The organism is Shinella sp. CPCC 101442 (assembly GCF_024704725.1).
Classification (GTDB): Bacteria; Pseudomonadota; Alphaproteobacteria; order Rhizobiales; family Rhizobiaceae; genus Shinella.
In genome coordinates this window covers 33471-50423 of record NZ_JALIQS010000012.1, presented here as the reverse complement: position 1 = coordinate 50423, position 16953 = coordinate 33471, and the positions used below count along the sequence as shown (strand labels likewise).

The 16953-nt window shown below is 63.9% G+C and carries 15 protein-coding genes and 1 tRNA gene; 9 read left to right on the top strand and 7 right to left on the bottom strand.

The annotated features are described in order from the left end of the window. Window positions 1-4 precede the first annotated feature (4 nt). The 4 genes from MUO32_RS27000 to hemA all read left to right on the top strand — a co-directional run bounded on the left by MUO32_RS27000 (window position 5) and on the right by hemA (window position 5215). On the top strand, window positions 5-496 hold the full coding sequence (locus MUO32_RS27000; RefSeq protein WP_257951464.1) for a (2Fe-2S)-binding protein: 492 nt from the start codon (window positions 5-7) through the stop codon (window positions 494-496). Between the two features lie 98 nt (window positions 497-594). Further along, complete coding sequence (locus MUO32_RS26995; RefSeq protein WP_257951463.1) at window positions 595-2946, top strand: xanthine dehydrogenase family protein molybdopterin-binding subunit; 2352 nt, start codon at window positions 595-597, stop codon at window positions 2944-2946. 12 nt (window positions 2947-2958) lie between these two features. Next, the gene (locus tag MUO32_RS26990; protein ID WP_257951462.1) at window positions 2959-3756 is read left to right on the top strand and encodes a xanthine dehydrogenase family protein subunit M; all 798 of its coding nucleotides are present in this window, start codon (window positions 2959-2961) and stop codon (window positions 3754-3756) included. A gap of 244 nt (window positions 3757-4000) precedes the next feature. Then, a complete protein-coding gene (hemA, locus tag MUO32_RS26985) occupies window positions 4001-5215 on the top strand; it encodes a 5-aminolevulinate synthase (protein ID WP_257951461.1) in 1215 nt (404 codons plus the stop codon). A 21-nt stretch (window positions 5216-5236) separates the two neighbouring features. Here the strand turns inward: hemA and dxr are convergent, their stop codons facing one another. Beyond that, window positions 5237-6409 (bottom strand): 1-deoxy-D-xylulose-5-phosphate reductoisomerase, encoded by a 1173-nt coding sequence (gene dxr, locus MUO32_RS26980; RefSeq protein WP_257951460.1) that lies wholly within the window; start codon window positions 6407-6409, stop codon window positions 5237-5239. Between the two features lie 190 nt (window positions 6410-6599). On the opposite strand from dxr, the gene MUO32_RS26975 reads away from it, so the two are divergent. Beyond that, window positions 6600-7316: an META domain-containing protein gene (locus MUO32_RS26975; RefSeq protein ID WP_257951459.1), complete on the top strand. Its 717-nt coding sequence runs from the start codon at window positions 6600-6602 to the stop codon at window positions 7314-7316. A gap of 52 nt (window positions 7317-7368) precedes the next feature. After that, on the top strand, window positions 7369-7752 hold the full coding sequence (locus tag MUO32_RS26970) for a CAP-Gly domain protein (RefSeq protein ID WP_257951458.1): 384 nt from the start codon (window positions 7369-7371) through the stop codon (window positions 7750-7752). 6 nt (window positions 7753-7758) lie between these two features. Here MUO32_RS26970 and MUO32_RS26965 read toward each other — a convergent pair whose 3' ends face one another. Both MUO32_RS26965 and MUO32_RS26960 read right to left on the bottom strand, forming a co-directional pair. Further along, window positions 7759-9708 carry a diguanylate cyclase domain-containing protein gene (locus MUO32_RS26965; RefSeq protein WP_257951457.1) on the bottom strand — a complete coding sequence of 650 codons (1950 nt, stop codon included), beginning with the start codon at window positions 9706-9708 and terminating at the stop codon, window positions 7759-7761. A 102-nt stretch (window positions 9709-9810) separates the two neighbouring features. Next, window positions 9811-9887: transfer RNA gene (locus MUO32_RS26960), tRNA-Arg, on the bottom strand. A 159-nt stretch (window positions 9888-10046) separates the two neighbouring features. Here MUO32_RS26960 and MUO32_RS26955 point away from each other — a divergent pair. Then, complete coding sequence (locus tag MUO32_RS26955; protein ID WP_257951456.1) at window positions 10047-10313, top strand: hypothetical protein; 267 nt, start codon at window positions 10047-10049, stop codon at window positions 10311-10313. Window positions 10314-10391: 78 nt separating this feature from the next. Here the strand turns inward: MUO32_RS26955 and MUO32_RS26950 are convergent, their stop codons facing one another. Continuing rightward, window positions 10392-11564 (bottom strand): M20 aminoacylase family protein, encoded by a 1173-nt coding sequence (locus tag MUO32_RS26950; RefSeq protein WP_257951455.1) that lies wholly within the window; start codon window positions 11562-11564, stop codon window positions 10392-10394. A gap of 146 nt (window positions 11565-11710) precedes the next feature. On the opposite strand from MUO32_RS26950, the gene MUO32_RS26945 reads away from it, so the two are divergent. Together MUO32_RS26945 and MUO32_RS26940 are read left to right on the top strand one after the other, a co-directional pair. Beyond that, window positions 11711-12805 carry a D-alanyl-D-alanine carboxypeptidase family protein gene (locus MUO32_RS26945; RefSeq protein ID WP_257951454.1) on the top strand — a complete coding sequence of 365 codons (1095 nt, stop codon included), beginning with the start codon at window positions 11711-11713 and terminating at the stop codon, window positions 12803-12805. An 11-nt stretch (window positions 12806-12816) separates the two neighbouring features. Continuing rightward, the gene (locus MUO32_RS26940) at window positions 12817-13977 is read left to right on the top strand and encodes a GTP-binding protein (protein WP_257951453.1); all 1161 of its coding nucleotides are present in this window, start codon (window positions 12817-12819) and stop codon (window positions 13975-13977) included. A gap of 3 nt (window positions 13978-13980) precedes the next feature. Here MUO32_RS26940 and MUO32_RS26935 read toward each other — a convergent pair whose 3' ends face one another. The 3 genes from MUO32_RS26935 to MUO32_RS26925 form a co-directional block, all read right to left on the bottom strand. After that, window positions 13981-14229, bottom strand: coding sequence for a sulfurtransferase TusA family protein (locus MUO32_RS26935; protein ID WP_257951452.1), 249 nt, complete (start codon window positions 14227-14229; stop codon window positions 13981-13983). Next, entirely contained in the window at window positions 14226-15734 is a 1509-nt protein-coding gene (locus MUO32_RS26930) for a L,D-transpeptidase family protein (protein WP_257951451.1), read from the bottom strand. The genes MUO32_RS26935 and MUO32_RS26930 overlap by 4 nt, the downstream gene beginning before the upstream one ends. Window positions 15735-15938: 204 nt before the next feature. Beyond that, a complete protein-coding gene (locus MUO32_RS26925; RefSeq protein WP_257951450.1) occupies window positions 15939-16892 on the bottom strand; it encodes an acetyl-CoA carboxylase carboxyltransferase subunit alpha in 954 nt (317 codons plus the stop codon). Window positions 16893-16953: the final 61 nt, after the last annotated feature.

Here is a 16953-nt window from a genome sequence, read left to right as displayed (position 1 = left end):
ACGAATGGCGAAAGTGGCAATGACCGTCAATGGCCGGAAGGTGAGCAAGGAATGCGAGGACCGCACCCTGCTCGTGCACTTCCTGCGCGACACCCTCAGCCTCACCGGAACCCATGTCGGCTGCGATACGTCCCAGTGCGGCGCTTGCGTCGTGCATATGGACGGCAAGGCTGTGAAGAGCTGTTCCATGCTCGCGGCCCAGGCCGCGGGCTCCGACATCCTCACCATCGAGGGCCTTGCCGCGAACGGCGAGCTGCACCCCGTGCAGGCGGCCTTCAAGGCCAATCACGGCCTGCAATGCGGTTTCTGCACGCCCGGCATGGTGATGACCGCCGTCGACATGATCAACCGCTATGGCGCCAAGCTCGACGAGCAGACCGTCCGGGAAAACCTGGAAGGCAATATCTGTCGATGCACCGGCTACCATAACATCGTGAAAGCCATTCTGGCCGCCGCCGAGGAAATGGGCGCGGCAGGCCGGCAGGCTGCGGAATAACGCCGACGGCGGTCTCCCCGACGGCTGCGACACGTATCCGCCCGCCGGCTGACCGCCTTCAGCATGTCACGCGAACGATATCTCTGGAGGAGATGAAGATGGGTGTCGAAGGCATCGGCGCGCGCGTTGCGCGAAAGGAAGACAAGCGGTTCCTCATGGGCCAGGGCAAGTATACGGACGACATGTTCGTGCCCGGCATGCGTTATGCCGCTTTCGTGCGCTCGCCGCACGCGCATGCGAAGATCAGAAGCATCGATACGTCGGCGGCAGAGGAAATGCCCGGGGTCATTGGCGTGCTCAACGGCAAGCAGATGCTGGACGACGGCATCGGCAACCTGATCTGCGGCTGGATGATCCATTCCAAGGACGGCTCGCCTATGAAGATGGGCGCCTGGCGGCCACTCGCACATGACACCGTGCGCTATGTCGGCGATGCCGTCGCCGTCGTCGTTGCCGATACGATGGGCGAGGCCCGCGATGGCGCCGAAGCCGTCGTCGTCGATTATGACGTGCTGCCAGCCGTTACCGATGCCGTAAAGGCGCTCGGAACCGGCCAGCCGCAACTGCATCCGGAAGCCCCCGGCAACCTAATCTACGACTGGGAGATCGGCGATGGCGCCGCGACGGATGCGGCGATCGCCGCCGCCGCCCATGTCACCGAGATGAAGATCGTCAACAACCGCCTGGCGCCGAACCCGATGGAACCGCGCGCCGCCCTCGGCATCTACGATTCCGCCGAGGACCACTACACCTGCTACACGACGAGCCAGAACCCGCATGTCGCGCGCCTCGTCATGAGCGCCTTCTACAATGTCGCACCGGAAAACAAGCTGCGCGTCATCGCGCCCGATGTCGGTGGCGGCTTCGGTTCGAAGATCTATATCTACCCGGAGGAAATCGTCTGTCTCTGGGCTTCCAAGCGCACCGGCGTGCCGGTCAAATGGACAAGCGACCGCACCGAGGCCTTCCTGACGGATGCGCATGGCCGCGACCATGTCTCGACCGTGAAAATGGCCTTCGACGCCAATAACCGCGTCACGGCGCTGAAGGTCGACACGATCGCCAATTTCGGCGCCTACATGTCGCTCTTTTCCTCGGCCGTGCCGACCTATCTCTATGCGACGCTGCTCTCCGGCCAGTATAATTTCCCGGCGATCCACGCCAATGTGCGTGCGGTCTATACCAACACCGTCGCCGTCGACGCCTATCGCGGCGCCGGCCGGCCGGAAGCGACCTACCTGCTCGAACGCACCATGGAGACGGCGGCACGCGAACTCGGCGTCTCGCCGGCCGAGCTTCGCCGCATCAACTTCATCCGAAGCTTCCCGCACCAGACGCCCGTCATCATGAACTACGATGCCGGCGACTACGAAGCCTCGCTGGAAGCCGCCATGGCCGCCGCCGACTGGGCCGGTTTCCCGGCTCGCAAGGCGGAAGCCGCCGGCCGCGGCATGAAGCGCGGCATCGGCATGAGCTGCTATATCGAGGCCTGCGGCATCGCGCCGTCGGCGGCGGTCGGCTCGCTCGGTGCCGGTGTCGGTCTCTGGGAATCGGCGGAGGTGCGCGTCAATGCCGTCGGCACCGTCGAGGTGCTGACCGGCTCGCACAGCCACGGCCAGGGCCATGAGACGACCTTCGCCCAGCTCGTCGCCGACCGCTTCGGCGTGCCGCTCGACAGCGTCTCCATCGTGCATGGCGATACGGACAAGGTGCAGATGGGCATGGGCACCTACGGCTCGCGCTCCGGCGCCGTCGGCATGTCCGCGGTGGTGAAGGCGCTCGACAAGGTGGAGGCCAAGGCCAAGAAGATCGCCGCCCACCTGATGGAGGCCGACGAGAGCGACATCGTCATCGAGAACGGCGCCCTGAAGGTCGCCGGCACCGACAAGTCGGTTCCGTGGTTCCAGATGGCGCTTGCCGCCTATACCGCGCACAATCTGCCCTCCGGCATGGAGCCGGGCCTCAAGGAAGGCGCCTTCTACGATCCGGCCAACTTCACCTTCCCGGCCGGCTGCTACATCGCGGAGGTCGAGATCGACCCGGAAACCGGCAAGACCAAGATCGTCCAGTTCGTCGCCGCCGACGACTTCGGCAACATCATCAATCCGATGATCGTCGAGGGCCAGGTGCATGGCGGCATCGCGCAGGGTATCGGCCAGGCGCTGCTGGAAGGCGTGCATTACGATCCGGAAACCGGCCAGCTTCTGACGGCGAGCTACATGGACTACACCATGCCGCGCGCCGACGACCTGCCCTCCTTCCAGGTCTCGCACCAGGTAACCCCCTGCCCGAACAATCCGCTCGGCATCAAGGGCTGCGGCGAGGCGGGCGCCATCGGCTCGCCGCCGGCACTGATGAACGCCATCACCGATGCCATCGGCAACAACGACCTCACCATGCCGGCAACGCCCCAGAAAGTCTGGGCGGCGGCACGGGCAGCAACGAACTGACGGGAGGACGCCATGTACGCAACGAGTTATCACCGTGCATCCTCGGTTGCCGATGCGGTCAAGCTGCAGTCCGCTTCCGACGAGGCCAAATACGTCTCCGGCGGCATGACGCTGATCCCGACGATGAAGCAGCGGCTCGCCGCCCCTTCCGACCTCGTGGATCTCAGACACGTCGCCGAGATGAAGGGCATCTCGGTCAACGGCAGCCGCGTGCGCATCGGCGCGGCCACCACGCATTACGAGGTCTCGAGCTCCGCCGAGCTGAAGGCCGCGTGCCCGGCGATCTCTCACCTCGCCGCCCATATCGGCGACCCGCATGTCCGCCACATGGGCACGATCGGCGGTTCCATCGCCAACAACGACCCCGCCGCCGACTATCCCTCCGCCATGCTGGCCCTGGGGGCGACGATCATCACCAATACCAGGGAAATCTCCGCCGGGGACTTCTTCACCGGCCTTTTCGAAACCGCCCTTGAAGAAGGCGAGATCGTTGTCGCCGTGACCTTCGACGCGCCCGCCAAGGCGGGTTACTCCAAGTTCCCCAACCCGGCTTCGCGCTATGCCATGGCCGGCGTCTTCGTGACAAAGGCAGGGGATGGCAGCGTGCGGGTGGCGGTGACCGGTGCGGGCTCCAACGGCGTCTTCCGCCATGCGGGCCTGGAGGCAGCACTTGCCGCCAACTGGTCGGCGGATGCGGCCGCAGGCGTCGATATCGATGCCACGGATCTGCTCTCCGATCTCCACGGCAGCGCGGAATACCGGGCAAATCTCGTAAAAGTCATGGCCAAGCGGGCGGTCGCGGCCGCCTGACTTCTACGAAAAAGCTGAAACTGGTTCGATTAAAAGGGCGGTTGAGGCCGTCCTTTTTTCGTGCAGACTTGACATGCATCAACAGGAAATGGCCTTTGGGGGCTTAGGATACATTGGAATGGTTCAAAGGTGGCGCCGATTTGCCGCAGCGGATATCGTTGCAGCGGAACGGCCTCAGGTGTAGCCGATTGAACGACCGCCAACGATGATGATGTCCGGGTTTTCGCCGGACAGGAGACTCCGGATGGACTTCGAAACTTTCTTCAAGAACGAGCTGGATGGCCTGCATCAGGAAGGCCGCTATCGCGTGTTCGCCGACCTGGAGCGCCAGAAGGGCAACTTCCCCAAGGCGACCCGCTATACGGCCGAAGGCCCGAAGGACGTCACCGTCTGGTGTTCCAACGACTATCTCGGCATGGGCCAGAACCCCAAGGTTACCGAGGCGATGAAGCTTGCCATCGACCAGTGTGGCGCCGGCGCCGGCGGCACCCGCAACATTTCCGGCACCAACCACTACCATGTCCTGCTCGAGCAGGAACTGGCCGATCTGCACGGCAAGGAATCCGCCCTGCTCTTCACCTCGGGCTACGTGTCCAACTGGGCGGCGCTTGGCACGCTCTGTTCGAAGATCCCGGGCCTCATCTGTTTTTCCGATGCCGGCAACCACGCTTCGATGATCGAGGGCATCCGCCACTCCAAGTGCGAGCGCGTGATCTGGAAGCACAATGATCTCCGCGACCTCGAAGCCAAGCTCGCCGCCGCCGACCCGAAGGCGCCGAAGCTGATCGCCTTCGAATCGGTCTATTCGATGGACGGCGACATCGCCCCCATCAAGGAAATCTGCGATCTCGCCGACAAGTATGGCGCGATGACCTATCTCGACGAAGTCCATGCCGTGGGCATGTACGGCCCGCGCGGTGGCGGCATTGCCGAACGCGAAGGCCTGATGCACCGCCTGACGGTCATCGAAGGCACGCTCGCCAAGGCGTTCGGCGTGATGGGCGGCTATATCGCGGCCTCCACCGCGCTTTGCGATTTCGTGCGCTCCTTCGCATCCGGCTTTATCTTCACGACGTCGCTGCCGCCGTCGCTCGCCGCCGGTGCGCTTGCCTCGATCCGCCACCTCAAGGACAGCCAGATCGAGCGCTTCGCCCATCAGGAGCGTGTGCGCAAGCTCCGCGCAGCCCTCGACCGCAACGGTATCCCGCATATGCCGAACCCGAGCCACATCGTGCCGGTCATGGTCGGCGATGCCGCCAAGTGCAAATGGATCTCGGACCTGCTGCTCGACAATTTCGGCATCTATGTCCAGCCGATCAACTACCCGACGGTGCCGCGCAAGACCGAGCGCCTGCGCATCACGCCGACGCCGCTGCACACCGATGCCGATATCGAACATCTCGTCGGCGCGCTGCATTCGCTGTGGTCACGCTGTGCGCTGGCCCGCGCCGTCGCCTGAGACGGCGAAAAACGCAACCGATCAGATGAGCCCGGCGGCCACCCGCCGGGCTTCTTCGTCTGCGGCAAAGACATCGTCCATCGAGGATGCCGGCGGCAGATGGGTAAGCGTGTCCATCACCTGCTCGGCAATATCGGCCATAGACAGGAAGCCGATGCGCCCGCCGACGAACGCGTGAAAAGCCACTTCCTCCGCCGCATTCATGATCGCGCCCTGAAGACCACCGCGCTCCAATGCCGTGCGGGCAAGCCGCAGCGCCGGGAAGCGCGCCTCGTCCGGCGCCTCGAAATCGAGACGCGACAGTTTTGCGAAATCCAGCCGGTCGACATTGAGCGCTGAACGTGTGGGATAGGTCAGCGCATAGCCGATCGCCGTGCGCATATCCGGCGCACCGAGCTGCGCCAGCACGGATCCATCGACATAACCGACCATGGAATGGATGATCGACTGAGGATGCACGACCACCTCGATCTGGTCGGGCCTGACATCGAAGAGATGTTTCGCCTCGATCATCTCCAGCGCCTTATTGAACATGGAGGCGCTGCCGATCGAGATTTTCAGGCCCATCGACCAGTTGGGATGGGCGCGGGCGATATCTGCCGTTACGCCCGCCATCTGCTCGCGGCTCCAGGTGCGGAAGGGACCGCCCGAAGCCGTCAGCACGATACGCTCGACGGCATGGCGCTGGTCGTCCTCCAGCGCCTGGAAGATCGCGCTGTGCTCGCTGTCGACGGGAATGAGACGCCCGCCGCCCGCCGCGACGGCCTGCACGAAGAGATCGCCGGCGGACACCAGGCATTCCTTGTTGGCCAGCGCGATATCCGCGCCCTTCTTCGCAGCCGCCAGCGTCGGCGCAAGGCCGGCCGTGCCGACGATGGCCGCCATCACCCAGTCCGCGTCGCCGGAAGCCGCCTCCAGAAGCGCCGTGCGCCCCGCCGCCGCTGCGATACCGCTGCCGGCAAGCGCATCCTTCAGCGCGCCGTAACGGCTCTCGTCGGCCGTCACCACCAGCTTCGCGCCGCATTCCCTGGCCTGCGCTGCGAGAAGCTCTACATTGCCATTGCCGGTCAGCGCCACGACCTCGTAGCGCTCGCGCCCGCCAAGCTGGCGCACCACGTCGAGCGTGCTGGTGCCGATAGAGCCTGTCGAGCCTAAAATGGTGATGCGGCGCATCTGCCGCGCATCGAGAGCCATGATGGTTTCCGCAATTTTCTTGTGTTCTGCTATTGGCTCTACAGGCGAAAGACGCCAGCAACAAGCCGTCGAAGCGGCGGAAAACCGCCGTTGCACGGGTCTTCTCGAACCCGTGGCTTGACCTTTTCGCCCGGTCGGCCATAACGTCCCCGAAAAGCGGCTTTCCGCCCCGACGCGATTGGAGAAATCTGTGCATCGACGCCTGAGAGTTTGGACCCTCGCCTGCCTCGTGCTTGCGGCAGCAGCTCCGGCCTATGCCGACGAGCCGGTCCCGGGTGGTCTCGGCGGCGCCTGGCTTGCCGAGGATATCGGCGGCAACGGCGTCATCGACGACCTGCAGACAACGCTGGAGATCAAGCCCGACGGCAGCTATGGCGGCAATGGCGGCTGCAACACCTATCGCGGCAAGCTGAAGGTCCAGAACGGCAACATCGCTTTCGCGCCCGCCGCCGCAACGCGCAAGATGTGCGCTCCCGCCATCATGGACCAGGAGCAAAAATTCTTCGATGCGCTCGGCACCGTGACCTCCTGGAAGCTCGAAAACGGCATCCTGCATCTCACCGGCAAGGAAGGCGCCCCGGCGATCCGCCTTGCCGGGCTGAAGAACAGCACGGATATCGTCATCCGCCTGCCCGGGCCGGAACAGAGCGTGGCGCGCGAGACGATCAGCTACCAGTGCGACGCCGACCAGCGCGTCGTTGCCGAATATATCAATGCCGGCGCCAATTCGCTCGCCGTATTGAAGATCGGCGAAGAGACCGTCATCGCGGCCAATGTCCTGGCTGCCTCGGGCGCCAAATATGCCGGCGGCCGTTTCGAATGGTGGACCAAGGGCGACGAGGCGACGCTCTACGACCTGACGAAGGGCGAAAACGCGCCGGGCGTCAACTGCCGCAAGACCGGTTGAGCCCACAGGCTTCCGGCCTTTGCACAGGGACCCTGATGGGGGAGAAAGCGGCATGCCCACATTCCAAGTCGGCCAGAAAGTCGTCTGCGTCAACGACCGTTTCAAGAACGTCTCGATCGACCAGGGCATCCGCAAGGGGCAGATCTATACGGTCCGTTGGGTCGGCCAGTACCGCCACTATATCGACGGCGATTTCTACGGCATCAAGCTGATGGAACTCTACCGCGGCAACGACGATGGCCCGGAAGGCTACGGCGCGGTCGACATGCCCTTCCGCGCCAGCCGCTTCCGGCCGCTGGTTTCCGATCGCATCCGCAACATGCTTGGCATCAAGGCGCCACAGCCGAAGAAGGTCGTCACCCAACCCTCGATCGTGCCGTCCGTGCGCCCCAAGCCGCGTGTCGTCACGCCGGAGCGCGAGAAGGAAGACGTCTAAGCCAGCTCAGGCCTGAAGCCGTTTCGGCGGCAAGCCTGCAAAAGATGTCAGCCGCGCCAGGCTTTCTTCCTGCTCGTAGACAACAGCCCGTCCTCGGCCAGCCTGCTTGGCCCAGTAAAGCGCCTGGTCGGCACGCTTGAGACAGGCATCCGCGTCGCCGGCGCTGTCTGCGATGAAGGTGATGCCGACACTGACCCCGACAACGGCGGATGAGCCATCGATCATATAGGGCATGCTGACGATCTCGATGATCCGTCCGGCAAGGGCAAGACCATCTTCGGGACAGGCGGCATCGTCCTGCAACACGGCGAATTCGTCGCCGCCAAGCCGGGCGACAGGGCCGCTTTCGCCCACCGTGGCACGCAGCCGGCCGGCGACTTCCCGAAGAAGCGTATCGCCAGCCGCGTGGCCCAGCGTATCGTTGACCTGTTTGAAGCGGTCGAGATCGAGATAGAGCAGCGCCCGCAGTTTGCCGTTCAGCGTATCGGCGATGGCATATTCCAGCTGCCGGTGCAGCGTCACGCGATTGGCGAGGTCGGTGAGCGCATCATGATGGGCAAGATGCGCCACGCGGGTTTCGCTCTGCTTGCGCGCGTCGATGTCCTCGATGACGCCGGCCCATTGCAGGACGGAGCCGTCGTCATCGTATACCGGCCCGCCGCGCTTGCGCACCCAGAGCCAGCGCCCGTCTGTAACGAGAAGACGGAACTCGGCATCGACCATGCGACAGGCGTTGCGCGTCTCCTCCAGATTTTCGACGAGCAGCACGCGGTCGTCCGGGTGCACGTAGTCGAGCCACGCCGCGCCGAGCGCCTCGGTTTCGGAAGTGCCCGTCAAAGCGGGCCAACCTTCGATCCAGCTGAGATCTCCTCGCGCGGACCAGCGCCACAGCGCTAGGGAGCCCGCCTGCGCCACCGTTTCCAGCCGCCGCTCGTTGCTGCGCCGCGTCGCCTCGGCCACCTCGACACTGACCCGCAGTGTCTCGAACTCCCGTACCAGCGAGCGGGGAATGGGCGGGAGTGCGTCCGCAGGCTTGTTGGACGCGACGGCCGCGCTATGCGCCGCCAGCGCCTCCACCGGCCGCAGGATCAACCGCCCGATCCACACCGCAGCCACCGTCGCAAGCCCTAGCGCCAGCAGTGCGCCGATGGAAAGGCCGATCAGCGGATCCTTCCAGCGCGCATTGAAGATCGCGGTCGGTTCGCCGACCACCAGCGCCCAGCCAGGCGTCGAATCCAGCTTTTCGAACGCAAGGATCGTCGTCATGCCCTCGGTCGTCACGGCCTCGAACCAGCCGCTGCGGGCATTGAGTGCCTCGAGCTTGTGCCAATCGGGTGCACGCAGACCGATGGTCCGCTCGTGATCGCGCGACCGGGCGATGATGCGTCCATTGCCGTCGGTAACGGCGACAAGGATACCGCTCAGCGCCTCGTTTCTCTGCTGCAGGGCGCGGACAAGCTGCTCCGGCGCGACAGACAGCACGAGCGCACGGCTGTGCCCGCCATCCGGCGGCAAGGGCAGCGCCAGGTCGATCTTGTAGTCCGCCCGCGTGCGTCCAAGGTAAAGATTGGAGAGAGCCGGCGCCTGCGCGCCGACGGCATCGCGCGCGACGTCGGCAATGCGCCGCGCCACGCCGCCGATCGGCATGTCACCGTCAAAGGCGACAAGGGTGATCTGCCCGTCAAGGCCGATGCCCTTGAACCGGCTGGAGGTCAGCGTCGTGGAAACGACATCGCCGGAGAAGGTACGCAGTGTCGCGAAGGCGCTGAGCGCCGTGAAACGTCCTTCAATATCCGACTCGATAGCGCGGGCGAGCGTTGCTGCCGTATCGCTGAGCCGGGTCGTCGCCGTCTGCCGATAGGCCTCGCCTGCCCGCCACATCGCAAAGCCGGATATGGCAACAACCGGCGTCAGACAGGCAAGGGCGAGCGCCAGAAGGAAGACGTTCAGTCCCACGCTCCTCCCGACAACAAACTTCTTGGGCAATCCAGCGACCTCCGCCATTCCATCAGCGGTCAGTTTTATGCGGAAAGACTTAAAAGTCTCCTTCGCCGGAAATGGTGATCCCGCCGCGATTCGAACGCGGGACCCCCAGATTAGGAATCTGGTGCTCTATCCTGCTGAGCTACGGGACCACTGAGTGAACCCATACAAAAGCCGCGGCCCGAAGCCAAGCGATTTTCGGGCCGTCGCTCGTCGGGTTCCATATGGAACAGCGCGAAAGGCCGGCACATGAGACATTCGGTTCATGGGATGGAGATGGCTCCATCCACAAACATTAGAGGAGAATGTCCATGCGCAAGATCATGCTTTCCGCTGTCGTCGCCGCCGTCGCAGCACTTTCCTTTGCCGCCCCGTCACAGGCCGGCGGACTTTCCATCGGTTTCGGCTTCGGCGGCGGCCATCATGGCTGGGGTCACGGCCATGGCCACGGCTGGGGTAATGGCGCCCAGGTCACTTTCTACGATGATGACTACGGCTACGACTGCTTCTGGAAGAAGGTGAAGCGCTACGACAAGTGGGGCAACCTGAAGATCAAGAAAATCCGCGTCTGCGAATAAACCCGCAGCGCACGATCGATACCACCGATCTCCCCACACTTGCCCGGCTGTTCGTCCCTGCAGCCGGGCACTTTTTCGTCACGGGGCGAGCCGGCTCTCGGCGAGCTTCACCCAATAGGTCACGCCATGGGGAATGGCGTCGTCGTTGAAATCGTAGGCCGGGTGGTGCAGGCCTGCCGTGTCGCCATTGCCGATGAAGATGAAGGCGCCGGGGCGCGCAAGCAGCATGTAGGAAAAATCCTCGCCGCCCATCATCGGATCGAGCGACGGATCGACCGCGGCTACACCCGCAATATCCTCGGCCACGGAGACGGCATGGCCGGTCTCGTCCGCATGGTTGACGGTGACGGGGTAGTTGCGGTGATAGCTGACGGTGATTTCCGCACCATGCGCAGCCGCAAGGCCGCCGCAGATCTGGCGGATGCGGGCCTCGGCCTCGTCGCGCATGGCGGGGTCCAGCGTGCGCACCGTGCCGGCAAGCTTGGCCGTCTCGGGGATGACATTGTGCGCGAAGCCGGCATTGAACTTGGTGACGGAGACGACGAGCGAAGCGATGGGATCGGCGACACGCGAAACGATGGTCTGGAGCGCAGTGACGACATACGACCCGATGACGATCGGATCGATCGTCTTGTGCGGCAGCGCCGCATGGCCGCCGCGTCCCTCGACGGTAATGCCGAACTCGTCGGTCGCCGCCATGATCGGCCCCGAACGCGTGCCGAAAGAACCGACCGGCATGCCGGGCAGATTGTGCATACCATAGACTTCGGCAATGCCGAAACGTTCCATCATGCCGTCCTTGACCATCTCGTTGCCGCCGCCGCCGCCCTCTTCGGCCGGCTGGAAGATAACCGCGACGTTGCCGGAGAAATTGCGCGTTTCGGCAAGATATTTCGCAGCCCCCAGCAGCATGGCCGTGTGGCCGTCGTGCCCGCAGGCGTGCATCTTGCCCTTGACGGTCGACGACCAGGGTTTGCCGCTCGTCTCGTCTATCGGCAGTGCATCCATGTCGGCGCGAAGGCCGATGGTGCGCCCTTTGCCTCCACGATCTTCATTGCCGCGGATGATGCCGACGACGCCGGTGCGGCCGATGCCGGTGACAATCTCGTCGACGCCGAATTCCCTGAGCTTTTCCGCCACGAATGCAGCCGTCTTTTCCACGGCGAAGAGCAATTCGGGCTCCCGGTGGATCTGGCGGCGCCATTCGGCGATTTCGTCCTGCATTTCGGCGGCGCGGTTGAGAACGGGCATGCGGGCTTCCTGTCATGTTCGGCCGGAATTTTGGCCATCTCGCTCGGATGGCTTTGCCATCACGGTGCCATATAGGTTAAATAGGGCAACGGTTCGAGACAACTCCCGATTTCGAGGACAGACCTTTGCAGACGAACGGACGATCGATGCGTCGGGCTGCTGCGCTTGCGGGCGCGGCCCTGCTGCTCACAGCCTCCCTGACACCCGCCGCCAACGCCAATCCACGCATGCTGGTGGACGTCAACACGCTGCAGGTCATCGAGCATGAGGACGCGTTCCAGCGCTGGTATCCCGCCTCGCTCACCAAGCTGATGACAGCCTATACGGTGTTCCGCGCCATCAAGTCCGGCGAGATGACGCTGGAAAGCCCGGTCATCATGACGAAGAACGCCGCCGCCGAACCGCCGAGCAAGATGTATTTCAAGCCCGGGCAGAAGATGACGCTCGACAGCGCCCTGAAGATCATTCTCGTCAAATCGGCCAATGACGTGGCCGTCGCCATCGCCGAATCGGTCAGCGGCTCCGAGCAGGGCTTCATCGACCGCATGAATGCGGAAGCCGCGCGCATCGGCATGAGCTCTTCGCATTTCATCAATCCGCATGGCCTGCCCGGCAAGGGCCAGTACACGACGGCGCGCGATCTTGCCGTGCTCGCCGTGACGCTGAAGCGCGAATTCCCGCAATACTCCTCCTATTTCGCGCTGGAAGGGTTCACGACCGGCAAGAAGCAGTATCCGAACTACAACATGCTGATCGGCCGCTTCGACGGCGCCGACGGCATGAAGACCGGCTTCATCTGCGCCTCCGGCTTCAACCAGGTGTCGTCGGCCACCCGCAACGGCCGTTCGGTCGTGTCCGTCGTGCTCGGCTCCGACAGCCTTGGCGCGCGCGCCGATATTTCGGCGGGCATGCTGGAGAAGGGCCTGACCATGCGGACGGCCAAGGTGCCGACGCTCGGCCAGCTTCGCGCCTATGGCGAAACGCGCGACGTGGTCGCCGATATCTCGCAGGAAATCTGCTCGAAGCACGCCGCCAAGATACGCAGCGAAGGCCGCGACGAGGCCGGCCGGCAGAAGCTCCTGTCACCCTATATCCATGAGGTGAACCGGCCGCTGAAGCTTGTCTTTGCCGGCCTGCTGGGCGGCGATACAGCGAAATCCGTCGGCAATGACGAGGTCGCTGCCGGCGATATCGGCGACGCCATCAACATCCCGATCCCGATCCCGCGGCCGACCTTCTGATTGGACAAGACATGACCCTGCTCGAGCGGCGCGTGCCGGTCTCCGTGCTGACCGGCTTTCTGGGCGCAGGCAAGACGACCCTGCTCAACCGCCTCCTGAAGGATCCGACCCTCACCGATACGGCCGTCATCATCAACGAATTCGGCGAAGTCGGCATCGATCACCTGCTCGTCGAGCAATCCGGTGACGGCATCATCGAACTGTCGGACGGCTGCCTGTGCTGCACCATCCGCGGCGAACTGGTCGATACGCTCGCAGACCTGATGGATCGTATGCAGACCGGCAAGATCCAGCCGCTGAAGCGCGTGGTGATCGAGACGACCGGCCTTGCCGACCCCGCGCCGGTCCTGCAGGCCGTCATGGGCAATCCGGTGCTCGCTCATTCCTTCAGCCTCGATGGCGTCATCACCGTGGTCGATGCCGCAAACGGCCTCTCGACGCTCGCCAATCATCCGGAAGCGGTAAAGCAGATTGCGGTGGCCGACCGCGTGCTGATCAGCAAGACGACGCTTGCCGATGCCGCGACACTGGACGCCGTGAAGCGCGAGATCGCCGCTCTCAATCCGCGCGCCGTCGTCTCGGACATCGACACGCCCGGCCTCGCCGGCCCCGATCTGCTCGCCAACGGGCTCTACGACCCCGGCAGCAAGATCGCGGATGTCGCCCGCTGGCTGCGCGAGGAGGCACATGATCACGGCCATGAGCACCATCACGATCACGGGCACCACCACCATCATGGGCATGATCATCACCATGATCACGGTCATCAGCACGCTCATGACGTGACGCGCCATGACGCGACGATCCGCTCCTTCAGCATCGTGCATGACCGCGCCATCGATCCGATGGCGCTCGACATGTTCATCGACCTGCTGCGCTCCGCCCACGGCGAAAAGCTCCTGCGCATGAAGGGTATCGTCCAGCTCTCGACCAATCCGGATCGCCCGGTCGTCCTGCACGGCGTGCAAAGCGTCTTCCATCCGCCGGAGCGGCTGGCTGCCTGGCCGGATACGTCCGACCGCCGCACGCGACTGGTGCTGATCACCAAGGATCTGCCGGAAGCCTTCGTGCGTGACCTCTTCGATGCCTTCACCGGCACGCCGAAGATCGACCGCCCGGACCGCGCGGCACTGGCCGACAATCCGCTCGCCGTTCCGGGCTTCCGGTTTTAAAAACTAGGCTTTCTTGCGAATCAGGAAGCGGTGCCCGGCATCGACACGCTCGCTGGTTTCGAGCACGTGGCCGTCCTCATGGCAGAAATGGGGAATGTCGATAACGGCGAGGGGGTCGGTCGTCTCAACCCAGAGGCTGGCGCCGGCTTGCATCGTCGAAAGGCGCTTGCGCGTCTTCATCACCGGTAGCGGACATTTCAATCCGCGCAGGTCATAGACCTCGGTTTCCTCACGCGCCGCCGTCGCGGTCATTTCTGCCAGAACTTCCAGAACGGCTTCTTCGCGGCCTCTTCAACGACCTGCTGGCCCGCATCGCCGCCAGGAACAGGAAGTGTGGCGACGGCGTCGGTCTGTGGCCCGGCACCGGTATTCGTCGCAACGGCCTGATTGGCAGACGTGGCTGTCTCGACAGACTTCACCTGCTGTTGGCTGCCCTGAAGAACACCCTGTTCGGTATTTTCGGTCTGGGTCGGCTGGACCTGCTCAGCCGTGGCCGGCTCACTGCCTTCCGTCCAGACCTTCCAGAAGGGCTTCTTTTCCTTCTTTTCAATGGTCGATGCGATGCCGGGATTGTGCTCGGGCACCGGCAGGGCGCCTTCGCCCTTGGCCTGCTTTTCCGCCTTCTCGGCGGCCACATCGGCAGCAAAGTCCGCCTCGGCCTTGGCCTTGGCTTCCGCGGCTTCCCGCACCGAACGTTCGGCGGCGTCGATCTTGCGCTGCTCGGCCTCTTCGGCCTTGCGCTTCTGCTCGGCGATTTCGCGCTCGGTCATCAGCTTGCCGGCATCGAGCGAATTGCCCGTCGGCGCATAGGCAAGCTCGCGGCCCTTGCGCTGATCGGCGACGATCGCCTTGCGCTGGGCCTCCGACGGCTCGATCCAGACCGTGCCGTCATACTTCCGCATCGCGGTGGCATAGGACGCCGCATAGGTCTTGTTGTAGCTGCCGAGCGCGGATTCCAGCGCGCCGGGCGTCGTCATGGCGGGGCAGGCGCCGCCGGCCGAGAACGGCTTGTCGGACTGCTGGTTGAAGACGTACTTCTTCTCGCAGACATTGACCTCCGGCGGCCGCTTGGTCACCTCGAAATGGTCGTAGCCGACCTTCAGCATCTTCCAGAATTCGATATGCGGATTGTCGCGGTGGCGCGCCATGTTTTCCGCCGTCATGCGGAAGGGGAAGGCCTGGAGCTGGATGGTGGACTGGCCACCGCCGAAAGCGTCACGGGCAAGCGCGAAGATTTCGACCATCTGCTCGTCGGTCATCGAATAGCAGCCCGACGACGAGCAGGCGCCATGGATCATCAGATGCGTGCCGCTCGCCTTGTTGGCGCGGTCATAGGCATTCGGATAACCGGTGTTGATCGCTAGGAAATAGCTCGAATTCGGGTTCATGTTCGCCTTGGAAAGCGGATAGAACCCTTCCGGCGCCTGACGGTCGCCTTCCTTCGTCTTCGGGCCGAGTTTGCCAGACCAGGCGCAGATCTTGTAGTTGCGCACCTGCTGGAACCGGTTGGAGCGGTCCGCCTTCCAGACTTCCAGCCGTCCCTCTTCCTTGAAGATGCGCAGCATGATCGGCGAGGCACGGTCGATGTTCATCGACGACATCTTGGACAGCACCGCAGACGACAGCTGATAGCTGGTCTTGCTGGATACCCGCTTGAGATCGACATCGACCTTGTCGAACGTGTCGAGGGTCTCATTCGTGCAGCCGGCGGCGGCAACGGCAAGGAGCGATACAGCGGCAAGAACAGTCAGGCGCATTCAAAAGGTCCGTCAACAATCGTCAGATCGCATGCCATCACGCCGGGCGGGCGGACGCGCAGTCGTAACCGGCTTATACTTCATAAATTCTTAACCGGAAATTCTTTCGCGAGGCTGCCGGAAGCCCGCACTCGTCTCAACACGGGGAATGTGGCCGAGATTTGGCAAGGGCGGCACCGCGGCCGCCCTTCGAAAGAAATCGCCTTAAAGCTGGCGCCCGATATTGAGGTAACGCTGGCGGCGGTCTTTGCGCAGCTGGTCACCCGGCTTGACCGACAGTTCCTTCAGCGCGGCGGCGATCACGTCGCCGGTGCGGCCGATCACGCCGGCGGGATCGCGATGCGCGCCACCGACCGGTTCCTGGATGATGCCGTCGATGATGCCGAAGGTCTTCAGATCCTCGGACGTGATCTTCATGTTGCTCGCCGCTTCCTTGGCGCGCGTGGAATCGCGCCAGAGAATGGAGGCAGCCCCTTCCGGCGAAATCACGCTGTAGATCGCATGTTCCAGCATGTAGACGCGGTCGCCGGTGGCGATGGCGATGGCGCCGCCCGAACCGCCTTCGCCGATCACGACCGAGACGATCGGCACGCGGACGTTGAGGCACATTTCCGTCGAGCGGGCGATGGCCTCCGCCTGGCCGCGCTCTTCCGCGCCGATACCCGGATAGGCGCCTGCGGTGTCGATCAGCGTTATGACGGGCAGGCCGAAGCGGTCGGCCATTTCCATGACGCGGATCGCCTTGCGGTAGCCTTCCGGCCGGGCGCTGCCGAAATTGTGCTTGAGGCGCGACTTGGTGTCATTGCCCTTTTCCTGGCCGATGATGGCGACGGCTTCGCCGCGGAAGCGGCCGAGGCCGGCCTGGATCGCCTCGTCTTCGGCAAACTTGCGGTCGCCGGCAAGCGGGGTGAATTCTTCAAAGAGCTGGCGGGCGTAGTCGAGGAAGTGCGGGCGCTGCGGATGGCGCGCGACCTGCGTCTTCTGCCAGGGCGTCAGCTTGGAATAGATGTCGGCCATCGCCTCGCGGGCGCGCACCTCAAGGCGGCCGACCTCATCCGACGTGTCGATGCTCTCATCTTCTTCGGTGAGCTTCCTGAGCTCGTGGATCTTGCCTTCGAGATCCGAGATGGGCTTTTCGAAATCGAGATAGTTGTGCATGAGATGCGTTTCCGATCGTTTGCTCAAACCGCGCCGGGCGGGTGTCGGCCAAGTTTGGGGC

Excerpts from the sequence above, each read along its gene's own strand:
- MUO32_RS26930 (WP_257951451.1), bottom strand. The coding sequence starts at position 15,734 with ATGCGCCTGACTGTTCTTGCCGCTGTATCGCTCCTTGCCGTTGCCGCC.
- MUO32_RS26970 (WP_257951458.1), top strand. The coding sequence starts at position 7,369 with ATGCCCACATTCCAAGTCGGCCAGAAAGTCGTCTGCGTCAACGACCGT.
- MUO32_RS26950 (WP_257951455.1), bottom strand. The coding sequence starts at position 11,564 with ATGCCCGTTCTCAACCGCGCCGCCGAAATGCAGGACGAAATCGCCGAA.
- MUO32_RS26945 (WP_257951454.1), top strand. The coding sequence starts at position 11,711 with ATGCGTCGGGCTGCTGCGCTTGCGGGCGCGGCCCTGCTGCTCACAGCC.
- MUO32_RS27000 (WP_257951464.1), top strand. The coding sequence starts at position 5 with ATGGCGAAAGTGGCAATGACCGTCAATGGCCGGAAGGTGAGCAAGGAA.
- MUO32_RS26940 (WP_257951453.1), top strand. The coding sequence starts at position 12,817 with ATGACCCTGCTCGAGCGGCGCGTGCCGGTCTCCGTGCTGACCGGCTTT.
- MUO32_RS26955 (WP_257951456.1), top strand. The coding sequence starts at position 10,047 with ATGCGCAAGATCATGCTTTCCGCTGTCGTCGCCGCCGTCGCAGCACTT.
- MUO32_RS26990 (WP_257951462.1), top strand. The coding sequence starts at position 2,959 with ATGTACGCAACGAGTTATCACCGTGCATCCTCGGTTGCCGATGCGGTC.
- MUO32_RS26995 (WP_257951463.1), top strand. The coding sequence starts at position 595 with ATGGGTGTCGAAGGCATCGGCGCGCGCGTTGCGCGAAAGGAAGACAAG.
- MUO32_RS26935 (WP_257951452.1), bottom strand. The coding sequence starts at position 14,229 with ATGACCGCGACGGCGGCGCGTGAGGAAACCGAGGTCTATGACCTGCGC.
- MUO32_RS26925 (WP_257951450.1), bottom strand. The coding sequence starts at position 16,892 with ATGCACAACTATCTCGATTTCGAAAAGCCCATCTCGGATCTCGAAGGC.
- dxr (WP_257951460.1), bottom strand. The coding sequence starts at position 6,409 with ATGGCTCTCGATGCGCGGCAGATGCGCCGCATCACCATTTTAGGCTCG.
- hemA (WP_257951461.1), top strand. The coding sequence starts at position 4,001 with ATGGACTTCGAAACTTTCTTCAAGAACGAGCTGGATGGCCTGCATCAG.